The organism is Geminicoccus sp. (assembly GCF_036263595.1).
In the GTDB taxonomy this organism is placed as follows: domain Bacteria; phylum Pseudomonadota; class Alphaproteobacteria; order Geminicoccales; family Geminicoccaceae; genus Geminicoccus.
In genome coordinates, this window is the sequence record NZ_DATAGQ010000042.1 from 1 (window position 1) to 13,106 (window position 13,106).

The window sequence follows — 13,106 nt, forward strand, 5'->3', positions numbered from 1 at the left end:
GTTCTGCTGTGCACTAGATTACTGCCGGGTTGCCGGATCCACAACACTAGGTATACGGAAGGGGGCCAAGTCTTGCATCTTGCGCTGATGTAGAGGGAACCGGGTCAGGTCTTGCATCTTGCACTGATCCGCCCGCTGCGAGCGGCACCCGTTGATGGTACCGCACCATGGGTAGGACCATCTACCTATCTATGGTATGTTCTGGCCAACGAACGCCTCGATGGAAGCCGGCCATGTCGCATACCGCTTTCCCACGAAACGCACGAACGAACCCAAGCCCATCGCCCCGACCGGTCATCCTCCGCACAAGCGGGGGATCGGCGGCCGCGGCCTTCGTGGCAGAAGCGCACAAACGAACCCGAGAAGCCCGCCGGGATCAGACAGTCGGGTCGATCCGGAATGCTGTGAACCCGAACCGCCGGCCTGGATGGCCGGATCAAGTCCGGCCATGACGAGGAGGCAGGGCGAATGGCACGAACGAACCCGAGCCGGCGTCCTCGTCCAACCATCGAACCTAACGAATGGTTGCATAAACGAACCCAAGGAGGCAGCCGAATTCCACGACTTGGCTGTTCCGGCACCATCGCCAGCCGGCGTAGTCGTCAGGTTCGAACCCGACGTTTCGCACGAACGAACCCAAGCCACCCCCGCAGGCAACCCTACCGCCCCAACTTCCCCCGCAGCTCGTCGATCATCTTCGACGCATCCGCCTTCGACATGTCGTCCGACGGCGGCTCCACCCCGGCTTCTTCGCATAGCGTCGTGAGGTAGGACTTCTGCGCCCCGGTCATCGGGTCGTCGCCGGAGACCCAGTTGTCCGGGTCCTTCTGGGTGTTGGAGCCGGGATCGGGGTCGAGCTTGGGGTTCTCGGGATGATCGGACATGTCGGCCTCATCTGTTCTTGGAACGTTCTAACGAGTTGACAGGCAGGAGGTTCCTGTGCCCGAGAACCGCAGGCGGCACCGCCCGTTCCCATCCCGCCCGGCACCTGCCGGCCAAGGGTGCCGCGACGCCACCCCCGGCACCGCCCGGTCCAGCATGGAAGTGAGGTCCGCATGTTCGGTTTGAACGCCCGCACCGTCGCGATCACCGGGGCCGGCGGCGGCATCGGCCAGCGCCTCGTCGCCCGCTTCGTCGAGGCCGGTGCCACCGTCATCGCCTTCGACCGCACGCTCGAGCTGACGGAAGGCCTGCCGGGCGTGGCCCATCGCGGTGCGTTTACCATGGGCGACCGGGCCGGGGCCGAGGCGGCGATCGCCCAGGCGGTGGACGCGGTGGGACCCATCAAGGTGCTGGTGAACAATGCCGGCGGTGCCAGGGCCGAGACACTGACCGACCTGACCCACGAGGCCTGGGACGAGGAGATCGCGCTGAACCTGACCGGCACCTACCAGGTGACCACGCCGGTCCTGGCCGGCATGCGCGAGAACGGCGGCGGGGCCATCGTCACCATCGGCACGGTCAACGCGCTCATGCATTTCGGCAATCCCGGCTATGCCGCCGCCAAGGCCGGCCTCCTCGCCTACATGAAGGCGATTGCCACCGAGCAGGGCCGCTTTGGCATCCGCGCCAACGTCGTCTGCCCGGGCTCCACCCGCACCCCCGCCTGGAACCGCCGCATCGCGAACGACCCCACCATCGTCGAGCGCCTGTCCAGGCACTACCCGATCGGCCGCATGGTCGAGCCGGACGAGGTCGCATCAGCGGTCCTGTTCTTGGCCTCCGACCTGGCATCCGGCATCAGCGGCGCGGTGCTGCCGGTGGATGGCGGGCTGATGGCCGGCATGAAGGCGATGACCGAGGTGATCACGTCGGAAACTTTCTAGACCGTTCCCGCAAGGACACACCCGTCCCAGTATCGGCAGCGAGAAAACCCCTTCCACCATCGGCCAATACCTTCGCGGCTCGGAACGACGGGACCCCAGCCTCGTTCTGCGGACGTCGCCCACATTCGTGGGCCGGCGGCGGTACGAGATGGAGACCCCGATGCGCACCCGCTATTTCGCTCTTGTCTACGGTATCGTGTTCCTGCTGGTCGGCATCGCCGGGTTCATCCCGGGCTTGGTCACCTACCATGAGCCCGCCGCGGACGTGGCGGCCACCGGCGAGGCGGGCACGGCCATGCACGGCCTCCTGTTAGGCCTGTTCCCGGTCAACGCCCTGCACAACATCGTGCACATCGTGTTCGGTGCCTGGGGTCTCGCCGCCTATCGCAGCTTCACCGGGGCGCGCACCTATGCCCGCGTCGTCGCGATCGTCTATGCGGTCCTGGCCGTCATGGGCCTGATCCCCGGCCTCGACACCACCTTCGGCCTGATCCCGCTCTATGGCCATGACATCTGGCTGCACATCGTGCTGGCCGCCGTCGCTGCCTATTTCGGCTTCTTCAACCGCGCGGACTACGACCATGTCGCGGGGACGACCACCTCGCGCATCTGAAGACCGTTGCACCGCAAGCGCCCGCCCATGGACCATCTGGATCCCTGGGCGGGCGACGCCGGCAGGGCGGTGGTCACCCCCTGCCGGTCAGGCGGCCACCGTCACCTGGACCTCGGCCATGGCCAAGGCCCTGGCCAGGGGCTCAGGCGGCGGCTGGTCCGTGACGAGATGGCCCATCTCGGCAAGTTCGGCATGGATGGCGAAGGCCGGACGGCCGAACTTGCCGTGATCGGCCACGGTGAGGACGCGATCGGCGCAAAGCCGCATCGCCCGGTAGACCGCCGCGGCCTCGTCGTCCACGTCGGCCGCACCGGCCAGCGTGATCCCGCTGGCACCCACGATCGCGACCTCGGCATGGAAGCGGCCGACATGGTCGACCGTCTCGGCGCCGACCACGATGCCTTCGCTTGGTTCATAGCGGCCGGGAACCATCAGGACCCGCACGTTCGGATTGGCCGCCAGCGCAGCCGCGTGGGCGAAGCCATGGGTGACGATCGTGGCGCGGGTGAGCGAGCCGGCCAGCTGGCGGGCCACCTTCAGGGTCGTGGAGCCCCCGCCCAGCATGATCGCCTCGCTGCTGCCGACCAGCCGTGCCGCCGCCACCGCGATCCGCCGCCGCTCGGCCACCATCAGCCGTTCGCGCTCGACGATCGCCGGCTCGGACGCGACCGGCCGCGCCGCGCCGCCATAGGTCCTGGCGATCAGCCCTGCCTGGCCCAGTTCGTCCAGGTCGCGCCGGATCGTCTCGGTCGACACCTCGAACTCGGTCGCCAGTTCCACGATCCGGATCGCCGGGGCCGCGCGCAGGGCCGCCATGATGCGCTGCTGGCGCCGGGCCTTCGCGTTGGCCGGGGGCTGGACGGACGTGGAAATGGCGGTCGATCCAAAATGGGAGCCGAAGAGCTTCTTGCCGGTTACCGCATTCCCCGTGGCTTTTCCAACAGGATCGATGGAATTGCCGAACCTACCCTAGTGCACTGGTTGCCACAGAACGTTGCACACACGCTATGCGTGCTGCACGCTCCGCTGGCACAGCCGATGCTGGTCCGCTATTCAACTACAGTTCACCTGTCCAACCGGAAGTCCCGCGCCGCCCATGCACTACCATACGTATGAGATGGCTCATGCCCTCCTGGCACCCTGGCGCGCGCAGGCGCAGCTCATCGGGCAGGTGATGGACAATCCCCTGCTGCCGATCGCCCATACCAAGCTCGGCCGCACCATCTCGGCAGCCTGCGAGGTGTTCGAGGGCATCACGCGCCGCTACGGCAAGCCCGCCTGGGGCATCACCGAGACGAAGATCGCCGGCCTGCCCGTCCCCATCCGGGAAGAGGTCGTGATGCGCACGTCCTTCTGCGAGCTGCGCCATTTCGACCGCGACGAGAATGTCTGTGGCAAGCGCTACGACCCGAAGGTGCTGGTCGTAGCACCCATGTCCGGCCACTACGCCACCCTCTTGCGCGGCACGGTCCAGGCCATGCTCCCGGAGCACAATCTCTACGTCACCGACTGGGTCGACGCACGCAACGTCCCCGTGTTCGCCGGCAAGTTCGACCTGGACGACTTCGTCGATCACGTCATGCAGATGGTACGTTTCATCGGCCACAACACCCATGTGGTCGCCGTCTGCCAGCCCTCCGTCCCGGTGCTGGCGGCGACCGCGCTGATGGCGGCCATGAAGGATCCCTGCCGGCCTGCCTCCATCACGCTGATGGGCGGGCCCATCGACACCCGCTGCAACCCGACCGCGGTCAACCAGCACGCCATGTCCAAGGATATCGGCTGGTTCGAGCGCAACGTGATCGCGCCGGTGCCGTGGCCGAACATGGGTTGCATGCGCCTGGTCTACCCGGGCTTCATCCAGCTTAGCGGCTTCATGACCATGAACCTCGACCGGCACGTCCAGGCCCACAAGGGCCTGTTCGATTCACTGGTGAAGGGGGACTGCGATCCGGCCCTGCAGCACCGCAAGTTCTACGACGAGTACCTGGCGGTGATGGACCTGCCGGCAGAGTTCTTCCTGCAGACGGTCAAGACCGTGTTCCAGGACCACGACCTGCCGGACGGCCGGATGAAGTGGCGCGGCGAGACGGTCGACTGCCGGGCGATCGAAGACACGGTCCTGATGACGGTGGAGGGGGAGCGCGACGACATCTGTGGCCTGGGCCAGACCGAGGCGGCTCATGCCCTCTGCGTCAACCTGCCGAGCGAGAAGCACGTGCACTACGTCCAGCAGGGTGTCGGCCACTACGGCGTGTTCAACGGCACGCGCTGGCGCACGGAGATCCAGCCGCGCATCCGCGAGATGATCCGCAACGTGAACTTCCAGCGCCGCCGCCTGGCCATGAACTGACTTCGTCTTCTCCGGGTCCTCCCTGCTTGTGGTAAGATTTCGTCATACGTAAGGTCGTCCGATCATCTAGAGAAAAAAGCCAGGGAGGCGATGCCGGATGATGTGGCGAGGATTGCGCACGCTGGCGCTCGGGCTCGTCGCCGTCACGATGTTGACGGCGACAGCCCTGGCGCAAGGCGACCCCGTGAAGATCAGGTTGCAGGCAGCCGTTCCCTCGGCGAGCATCTATCACGAGCTCCTGCAGCGCTACGCCGACCGGATCGGCAAGATGTCGAACGGCCGGGTGTCGATCGAGGTTCTGCCCGACGGGGCCATCGTCCCTGCCTTCGAGATCCTGGACGCGGTCGACCAGGGCATCGTCGAGGCCGGCTATGCCTGGACCCATTACTGGTCCGGCAAGCACCCGGCCGCCGGCCTGTTCTCCAACCCGATGGCCGGTGCCGGCTCAGGCATGGACCAGCTCTCCCACGTCTCCTGGCTGCTCGAGGGCGAGGGCAACGCGCTCTACAAGCGCTTCTACAGCGAGATCCTGGGCGTCGACGTCGAGCCCTTCATGGTCCAGCCGATGGGCCCGGACCCGCTCGGCTGGTTCGCCCGTCCGATCGAGAGCGTGGCCGACTTCCAGAAGCTGAAATACCGCTCCCCGCCCGGCATCACCGGCGAGATCTTCAAGGAGATGGGTATCGCCGCGGTCGGCCTGCCCGGCGGCGAGATCGTGCCGTCTGCCCAGCGCGGCGTCATCGATGCCGCCGAGTGGATCGGCCCTGCCGACGACCTCAATCTCGGCCTGAACGCGGTCTGGAAGAACTACTACCTGCAGGGCCTCCACCAGTCGACCGACGTGGGCGAGGTGATCATCAACAAGACCGTCTTCGACGGCCTGCCCGCCGACATCCAGGAGATGTTCCGCACCGCGGCCCTGGCCTCGATGGCCGAGACCTACGCCTTCAACGTAGCCCGCAACGCCCAGGCGATCGTGAAGCTGCGCGAGGAGTTCGGCGTCGAGATCCGCGACACGCCGCCCGACTTCTTCCCCGAGTTCGTGCGCGCCACCAATGTCGTGCTCGACCGCTACGCCGCTCAGGACGAGTTCTTCAAGGAGGTCTTGGAATCGCAGCGCAAGTTCGGCGCCGTCTCGGTGCCGTACTGGACCAAGATCCTCGACCTCTATTCGAACCTCGGCAACGCAGCACTCGAAAAGAAGTGACCATGCGCTGATCAATGCGTCCGCGCCGGCAGCCGCGCGGACGCTCCTCCCGTGCGACGAGTGCTCATGAACGATTCGCTCCTGCGCTTTTGCCGCGCTGTCGACCGCTTCAGCCTGGCGACCGGCAAGGTCGTCGCCTGGCTGATCGTGCCGATGGTCCTGGCGCTCTCCTACGAGGTCATCGCCCGCTACCTGTTCATGGCACCGACGATCTGGGCCTACGACCTCACCTACATGCTCTACGGCACGCTGTTCATGCTGGGCTCGGCCTACACGCTGGCCAGGAAGGGGCATATCCGCACGGACACCTTCTATGGCAACTGGTCGCCGCGCACTCAGGGCATCGTCGACAGCATCTGCTACGTGATCTTCATCCCGGCACTCATCGCGTTGCTCTGGGTCGGCTGGACCTTCTTCATACGCTCGTTCCATCAGGGCGAGCGGATCGTCACCAGCCCCTGGATGCCGATCGTCTGGCCGTTCAAGTTCGTGATCCCGCTGACGGCGGCCATGCTGCTGCTGCAAAGCCTGTCGGAGTTGATCAAGAGCCTGAGCGCGGCGCGCACCGGTCAGTGGCCGTGAGCCAGGAACTGCTGGGCCTCGTCTCCCTGGGCATCCTGTTCGTCGCGATCTTCATCGGCTTCCCGATCGCCTTCACGCTGATCGTGATCTCGCTGGGGGTCGGCTGGTTCGCGCTGGGCAAGGTCGTCATCAACCTGATGACGCTGCAGACCTTCGCGGTCATGCGCGACCCGACCCTCACCTCCATCCCGTTCTTCCTGTTCATGGGCTACCTGCTCGAACAGTCCGGCCTGATGGACCGGCTGTTCCGCGGCTTCCAGATGATGTTCGCAAGCCTGCGCGGCTCGCTCTATCTGGCGGTGCTGGTGACGGCGACGATCTTCGCGGCAGCCACCGGCATCGTCGGCTCCTCGGTCACGCTGCTGGGCGTCATGGCGGCGCCGGTCATGAAGCGCAGCGGCTACGACGTGCGGTTGTCCGCCGGCACCATCGCCGCCGGCGGAACGCTGGGCATCCTGATCCCGCCTTCCGTCATGCTGATCGTGATGGGTCCCGCGATTGGAGTCCCGGTCACGGACCTGTTCGCAGCCGCCATCCTGCCGGGGCTCATGCTGGCCGGGCTCTACGCCGCCTACTGCCTGATCCGCTGCCATCTGGATCCCAGCCTGGGCCCGCCTTTGCCGCCCGAGGACCACGCCACCTCCGTCATGCAGATCGTGCGCGAGCTCGTCCTCGGCATGGCGCCGGTCATCGTCATCCTCCTGGCGACACTGGGCGTGATCATGGCGGGCGTCGCCACGCCGACCGATGCCGGCGCAGTGGGCGCGCTCGCCGTCTTTGTCCTGACCCTGCTCTATCGCCGGCTCACCTGGACGGGCTTTCTCCAGGCCAGCCGTTCCACGCTCGAAACCTCCTGCATGATCCTGTTGCTGGTGGTGGCGTCGAACCTGTTCGGTGCCGTGTTCTCGCGCCTGGGCAGCGCCACCTATATCGCGGAGCTGCTGCTCGCCCTCGACCTGTCGCCCACCTTCATGCTGCTGCTGATCCTGGCCGTGATCTTCGTGCTGGGATGGCCACTGGAATGGGTCCCGATCGTGCTGGTCGTCGTCCCCATCATGCTGCCGCTGGTCAAGCAGCTGGGCATCGACCTGGTCTGGTTCGGCACGCTCGTGGCGGTCTGCATGCAGACCGCCTGGCTCTCGCCACCGGTAGCCCTTTCCGCCTATTTCCTGCGCGGCGTGGTGCCCGGCTGGCCGCTCTCGTCGATCTACAAGGGCATGATGCAGTTCATGGTGCTGCAGATCATCGGGCTGCTCATCCTCCTGGCTTTCCCGTCGCTGGCGCTCTACCTGCCAAGCCTGTTGAGGGACTGAAGGTTCGGCCATGGCAGCCGAGGGAGCGGTTGTCTTGGCTCGCCATCTCGTCTTCGTCGTCATTCTCATGGCCAGCGTCTTCGCCATGGCCCAGGGCCTGAGCTATCCGCTGCTGGCCTTCATCCTGGAGCGCCAGGGCGTCTCGCCGGCTATCATCGGCCTGAACACGGCGATGACCCCGCTGGGCATCATCGCGTCGGCAGCATTCATCCCCTGGATCGCGAAGCGGATGGGGGCGGCCAACATGGCCCTGGTCAGTGCCCTGATGCTGGCCGGGCTGCTTGCGATCATCGGCGCCTGGCAGGTCCTCCCCGTCTGGTTTCCGGCCCGCTTCATGATCGGCGTCGCCATCAACGGCCTGTTCATCTCGAGCGAGACCTGGGTCAACCTCCTGGCGCCCGAGGGCAAGCGGGGCCGGCTGCTCGGCCTGTTCTCGTCCTCGCTGGCCGCCGGGTTCGCGATCGGCCCCTTCATCATCGTGGCCACCGGCACACTGGGATGGGCGCCGTTCCTGGTCGGCATCGCGGTCTTCCTGACCACCGCTTTCATCCTGTTCCTGGCAAGAAAGCACCTGCCGCCCCTGCACGGCGAGGAGGCGGTCTCGGTCCGTAATTTCCTGCCACTGGCCCCCTTCCTCCTCCTCTCGGTCGTCACGGCCGCTGCCTTCGACCAGGGCAGCCTCGCCCTCCTGCCGCCCTATGGCCGCGCCTTCGGTGTCGGCGAGGCAACCATGGCGGCCGCCATCGGCGTGCTCATCATCGGCAACATCGTCTTCCAGATGCCGATCGGCTGGCTGGCCGACCGCTGGTCCCGCCGCGGCACCACCATGCTGCTCTGCGGCCTCACCGTCATCGGAGCCGCCCTCCTGCCCTTTGCGATCGGCACGAACTGGGCCACCTGGGCGCTGTTCTTCTTCTGGGGCTCCACCGCCTACGGCATCTACACGGTGGCCCTGATCGAACTCGGCGACCGCTTCAACGGCTCGATCCTGCTCGCCGGCAATGCCAGCTTCGCCCTGATGTGGGGTATCGGCGGCATGATCGGGCCGCCGGCGTTCGGCGCGGCGATGACCAGCCTCGGGCCGCACGGGCTGCCGCTGATGATGGGGCTGCTCTATGCCGCCCTGATCCTGATCGGCCTCCTGCGGATGCGTCAGCGGGTGCCGGCATGAGCAGGCCATGCTTGGTGCAAGGCCGTCGAACCACCATCTAGAAGGATGGTGCGGGTTTGGCCTGGCTGGCTGTTCCAGTGGCGCCCCTTGGCGCCTCCATGCTAGACGCGCCGCAGCTTGTTCCCGGGAAAACAGATCTTGGACTTCGATCAAAGCAAGGCCGCCGACGGGCTTGGCGCCGAGGTGTCACGCCGGCGGACCTTCGCCATCATCAGCCATCCCGATGCCGGCAAGACGACGCTCACCGAGAAGCTCCTCCTGTTCGGCGGCGCCATCCACCTGGCCGGCGAGGTCAAGGCGAAGGGCGAGCGGCGGCGGGCGCGCTCGGACTGGATGCGTATCGAGCAGCAGCGCGGCATCTCCGTCACGACCTCGGTCATGACGTTCGAGTATGACGGGCACACCTTCAATCTGCTGGACACGCCGGGCCACGAGGACTTCTCGGAGGACACCTACCGGACGCTGACGGCGGTCGATTCCGCGGTCATGGTGATCGACGCCGCCAAGGGCATCGAGACCCAGACGCTGAAGCTGTTCGAGGTATGTCGCATGCGCGACGTGCCGATCATGACCTTCATCAACAAGATGGACCGCGAGACGCAGGACCCGCTCGACCTGCTCGACGAGATCGCGTCCAAGCTGGCCCTCGACGTGACTCCGGCCAACTGGCCGATCGGCATGGGGCAGAGCTTTCGCGGCGTGTGGTCGCTCTGGGACAACCGCGCGGTCCTGATGCGGCCGGACGCGGACGGGCGGAACGTCGAGGAAGTCGTGGGCGACAATGCGCTGCGCGACCGGGTCGACCCGGCCGTGCTCGCCTCCTTCGAGGAGCAGAAGGAGCTGGCGCAGGGTGCCCTGCCGTCCTTCGACATGCAGAGCTACCGGGAAGGACATCTGACGCCGGTATTCTTCGGCTCGGCCCTGCGCAATTTCGGCGTCCGCGCCCTGCTCGATGCGCTGGGCGCCCATGCACCAGCACCCCGCGCCCAGACGGCCGGCGACGACGCGGTCGAGCCGACGCGGGACGACGTGTCCGGCTTCGTGTTCAAGATCCAGGCGAACATGGACCCGAAGCACCGTGACCGGGTCGCGTTCATGCGGGTCTGCTCCGGCCGCTTCAAGCGCGGCATGCGCCTCCTGCCGGTGCGTACCGGCAAGCCGCTGACCGTGTCGGCGCCCATCTTCTTCTTCGCGCAGGACCGTGCGATCGCTGAGGAGGCGGTGGCGGGCGACGTGATCGGGATCCCGAACCATGGCGCGCTCCGGGTCGGCGATACGCTGACCGAAGGCACGCCGATCCGGTTCACCGGCCTGCCGAACTTCGCGCCGGAAATCCTGATGCGCGTCGTCCTGGACGACCCGATGCGGGCCAAGCATCTGCAAAAGGCGCTGGACGACTTGGCCGAAGAGGGCGTTACCCAGGTGTTCAAGCCGATGCTGGGAGCCGGCTTCATCGTGGGCGTGGTGGGCCAGTTGCAGCTGGACGTGCTGCGTTCGCGGCTGGATGCCGAGTACGGCCTGCCCGTTCGGTTCGACGAGGCACCGTATATCACGGCGCGCTGGGTCGACAGCACCGACAAGGCCCTGCTCGACCAGTTCGTGCGCACCAAGTCGTCCAGCCTGGCCGAGGACCGGGACGGCAACCCGGTCTACATGGCGCGCAACAACTGGGACCTGAACCGGGTGAAGGACGACTTCCCCAAGCTCAGCTTCACCGCTACCCGCGAACGGAGCTGACGAAAGGACCGGTCAGGCCGTCGGCAGGGCCTGATCGCCTTCCGTCAGTGCCTTCCACGACCAGGCGATCAGCCCGCTGGTCAGCCCGACGAACAGGAGCGTCAGGAGGTGGTCCACCACCTTGAACGACGGATGGTCGGGAAGGGCGGCACCCGGATCGGCAGCCATGATGATGCTGCCGAGCGGGATGACCAGCAGCAGGGTGACCACGTAGCCTGACACCGCGATCAGGACGAAGGCGGCGAGCAGGCGGAGCCAGCTGCCCCTGCCCGCCTGCCAGCCCGCCTCGAGCTTCGAGCCGTCATGCTCGATCGCAACCGGTGCGAACACGAGTGCCAGGCGGACCACGAACGGTACCGCGATCAGAATCGCGACGATCTTTGCCATACCGACATAGGTGGCATCGCTGCCGAACGCGGCATAGGCGATGGCCGGGGCCGCCGGCACGGCGGCCAGGACGATGAGAGCGGGATTCCAGAGCAGGTAGCGCAAGGCGCTCGCGTTCAGCTTCGCGGGGCCGCGTGAACGCTCGTGCAGGAGCACGTGGCGGATCCAGGCACGCGCCACGATGAGGCCGGCCAGATAGGCGATCCCGGTCTCGATCCCCCGGTACCAGGGATTGGCAGCGCCGCCGACCACAGGAGCCAGCACCGCCATGCCGATCGGGATCATGAACCAGAGCCCGCCCAGCCGCAGGAAGTCGAACTTGTGGCGGATGATGTGCCGCCACGACAGCCCTACGACCCGGTAGACCGGCAGCTTGTGCAAGGTCGGCCCCATGTCAGATGGACGTGGTCGTGACGGGCTGCTCGGGCCGGGACAGCCGGCGCCAGGCGAACGAGAAGTAGATGGCCAGCAGGGCGACTTCCGCCAGGTCGGTCAGCAGGGCTACCGCCTGTGGGATGTTCTGGAGGATCGGCACACCCTCGAACTGCCCGGCCACGATCAAAAGAAGCAGCGTCCCGCCGACCATGAGCGGCGCCAGGAGGACGATGGCGCCGAGCATCAGCCGGAAGCCCTGCCCCTTGGTCTGCTCCCATGCCGCCGAGAACGTGCCCTTCAAGTCGATGGCGTTGCTGGTCAGCACCGGATGGAGCCGGCAGATGACGAAGAGGGTCGCGAACATGCTGGGCAGGATCGCCAGCTGGATCGCGGCCATCCCGCCGCCGCCAAGGATCATCGCCAGCAGGAAGATGACCATGGTCGGGACCGCCGATGCCAGCAGCAGGCCGATCGCCCGGAGCGCGTAGCGCAGGCTGCGCGCGTGGATCCAGAGGACCGGTGGCAGCGGTTCGTCGAGCAGGACGGCTCGGTGCAGCGCCACCGCCAGGGATGCCAGGACCAGTCCTTCCAGGAACTTGACGATGAACAGCGCCCCGATCCCGGGCGGGAGCGTCGCCGTCTCCGGCGCTGCGGCCGTGTCCGGCAGCTCCATCGGCCCCATCATTCCGCGCACCAGCACGGACAGCAGGAGGAGCATGACGAAGGGCAGTGATGCTGCCTGCGCCAGATCCTTCCAGCGATGCAGGAAGAAGCTCCAGCACTCGCGGACGATGTCGTTCACGGCTAGAGGCTGCATGAAGAGCCCACTCCGACGGCTCCGGCACGGCTGGTATTCGAGGGCTTGACCATCCAGATCCTTGCTGGCCGAATTTTGTTCTTGCGATGCCGCGCTGGTCGCCATCACGACGCAAGCTGGATATAGGGAGTAGGGCGCCTGGGAGGAACCGCCATGCCTGTTCGATCCGTTCCGCGGATGGTTTTTGCGTCTTTCATGGCGGGCGCCCTTCTGGCGACATCGTCCCTCGTACCGTCGCATGTCATGGCGGCCGATCCGCCGAAGCTCGAGCGGGTGGTCATGGCCACGAGCGGGATGGGCTGGCTGAGCTTTGCGGCCACGCCCGACGCGGATGGCCACGTCGCCCTCGATCTGCCGGCAGGCCAGCTTGACGACGCGCTGAAGAGCCTGACCGTGCTGGCAAGGGGGCCGAGTGACCTCCGCCTGCGGCAGGTGACGATCGGCGGCCGCGGCGTCCTGGCCGATCCGTTCCAGGACATCCCCCTGCGGGCGACCGACATGTCCGGCCTGGGAAGGCTGCTCGACCGCCTGCGCGGGGCGAGCGTGGTGGTCGAGGGCGACCCGCCGGTCGAAGGACGGATCATCGCCGTCGAGAACAGGGAAGAAGGCGACGACGGTGTGGCCGTGAACCGGCCCTCCCTCGTGCTGTCGACCGAAGACGGCCTCGTCGCCATCAGCCTCGACGAGGAGCGCACCGTCCGGCTCGACGACCCCCAGGCCCAGCG

The 13,106-nt window shown here is 66.7% G+C and carries 13 protein-coding genes; 9 read left to right on the forward strand and 4 right to left on the reverse strand.

Annotation, left to right across the window (positions count from 1 at the left end):
• Window positions 1-659: 659 nt before the first annotated feature.
• Complete coding sequence (locus VHL31_RS03245; protein WP_329659767.1) at window positions 660-884, reverse strand: DUF3072 domain-containing protein; 225 nt, start codon at window positions 882-884, stop codon at window positions 660-662.
• A gap of 171 nt (window positions 885-1,055) precedes the next feature.
• Here VHL31_RS03245 and VHL31_RS03250 point away from each other — a divergent pair, with 171 nt between their 5' ends.
• On the forward strand, window positions 1,056-1,826 hold the full coding sequence (locus tag VHL31_RS03250; RefSeq protein ID WP_329659768.1) for an SDR family oxidoreductase: 771 nt from the start codon (window positions 1,056-1,058) through the stop codon (window positions 1,824-1,826).
• A 160-nt stretch (window positions 1,827-1,986) separates the two neighbouring features.
• Window positions 1,987-2,439, forward strand: coding sequence for a DUF4383 domain-containing protein (locus VHL31_RS03255; protein WP_329659769.1), 453 nt, complete (start codon window positions 1,987-1,989; stop codon window positions 2,437-2,439).
• A gap of 87 nt (window positions 2,440-2,526) precedes the next feature.
• Here VHL31_RS03255 and VHL31_RS03260 read toward each other — a convergent pair whose 3' ends face one another.
• Complete coding sequence (locus VHL31_RS03260) at window positions 2,527-3,312, reverse strand: DeoR/GlpR family DNA-binding transcription regulator (protein WP_349262348.1); 786 nt, start codon at window positions 3,310-3,312, stop codon at window positions 2,527-2,529.
• Between the two features lie 223 nt (window positions 3,313-3,535).
• Between VHL31_RS03260 and VHL31_RS03265 the strand changes: the two genes are divergently transcribed.
• The 6 genes from VHL31_RS03265 (at window position 3,536) to VHL31_RS03290 (ending at window position 10,802) form a co-directional block, all read left to right on the forward strand.
• Window positions 3,536-4,792 carry a polyhydroxyalkanoate depolymerase gene (locus tag VHL31_RS03265; RefSeq protein ID WP_329659770.1) on the forward strand — a complete coding sequence of 419 codons (1,257 nt, stop codon included), beginning with the start codon at window positions 3,536-3,538 and terminating at the stop codon, window positions 4,790-4,792.
• A gap of 97 nt (window positions 4,793-4,889) precedes the next feature.
• Entirely contained in the window at window positions 4,890-5,999 is a 1,110-nt protein-coding gene (locus tag VHL31_RS03270) for a TRAP transporter substrate-binding protein (protein WP_329659771.1), read from the forward strand.
• Window positions 6,000-6,065: 66 nt separating this feature from the next.
• The gene (locus VHL31_RS03275; protein WP_329659772.1) at window positions 6,066-6,581 is read left to right on the forward strand and encodes a TRAP transporter small permease subunit; all 516 of its coding nucleotides are present in this window, start codon (window positions 6,066-6,068) and stop codon (window positions 6,579-6,581) included.
• The gene (locus VHL31_RS03280; RefSeq protein ID WP_329659773.1) at window positions 6,578-7,894 is read left to right on the forward strand and encodes a TRAP transporter large permease subunit; all 1,317 of its coding nucleotides are present in this window, start codon (window positions 6,578-6,580) and stop codon (window positions 7,892-7,894) included. Before VHL31_RS03275 ends, VHL31_RS03280 begins: the two co-directional genes overlap by 4 nt.
• Before the next feature lie 34 nt (window positions 7,895-7,928).
• Entirely contained in the window at window positions 7,929-9,065 is a 1,137-nt protein-coding gene (locus VHL31_RS03285) for an MFS transporter (protein ID WP_329659774.1), read from the forward strand.
• 138 nt (window positions 9,066-9,203) lie between these two features.
• Window positions 9,204-10,802: a peptide chain release factor 3 gene (locus VHL31_RS03290; RefSeq protein ID WP_329659775.1), complete on the forward strand. Its 1,599-nt coding sequence runs from the start codon at window positions 9,204-9,206 to the stop codon at window positions 10,800-10,802.
• Window positions 10,803-10,814: 12 nt separating this feature from the next.
• Here the strand turns inward: VHL31_RS03290 and VHL31_RS03295 are convergent, their stop codons facing one another.
• The gene (locus tag VHL31_RS03295; protein WP_329659776.1) at window positions 10,815-11,570 is read right to left on the reverse strand and encodes a hypothetical protein; all 756 of its coding nucleotides are present in this window, start codon (window positions 11,568-11,570) and stop codon (window positions 10,815-10,817) included.
• A gap of 13 nt (window positions 11,571-11,583) precedes the next feature.
• Window positions 11,584-12,381 (reverse strand): hypothetical protein, encoded by a 798-nt coding sequence (locus VHL31_RS03300; protein WP_329659777.1) that lies wholly within the window; start codon window positions 12,379-12,381, stop codon window positions 11,584-11,586.
• Window positions 12,382-12,576: 195 nt separating this feature from the next.
• Here VHL31_RS03300 and VHL31_RS03305 point away from each other — a divergent pair.
• A partial coding sequence (locus tag VHL31_RS03305; protein WP_329659778.1) for a hypothetical protein occupies window positions 12,577-13,106 on the forward strand: 530 nt, incomplete at its 3' end.

Bases quoted from the DNA above. Each gene is read 5' to 3' on its own strand.
- VHL31_RS03245 (WP_329659767.1), bottom strand. From the start codon at position 884: ATGTCCGATCATCCCGAGAACCCCAAGCTCGACCCCGATCCCGGCTCC.
- VHL31_RS03250 (WP_329659768.1), top strand. From the start codon at position 1,056: ATGTTCGGTTTGAACGCCCGCACCGTCGCGATCACCGGGGCCGGCGGC.
- VHL31_RS03255 (WP_329659769.1), top strand. From the start codon at position 1,987: ATGCGCACCCGCTATTTCGCTCTTGTCTACGGTATCGTGTTCCTGCTG.
- VHL31_RS03265 (WP_329659770.1), top strand. From the start codon at position 3,536: ATGCACTACCATACGTATGAGATGGCTCATGCCCTCCTGGCACCCTGG.
- VHL31_RS03270 (WP_329659771.1), top strand. From the start codon at position 4,890: ATGATGTGGCGAGGATTGCGCACGCTGGCGCTCGGGCTCGTCGCCGTC.
- VHL31_RS03275 (WP_329659772.1), top strand. From the start codon at position 6,066: ATGAACGATTCGCTCCTGCGCTTTTGCCGCGCTGTCGACCGCTTCAGC.
- VHL31_RS03300 (WP_329659777.1), bottom strand. From the start codon at position 12,381: ATGCAGCCTCTAGCCGTGAACGACATCGTCCGCGAGTGCTGGAGCTTC.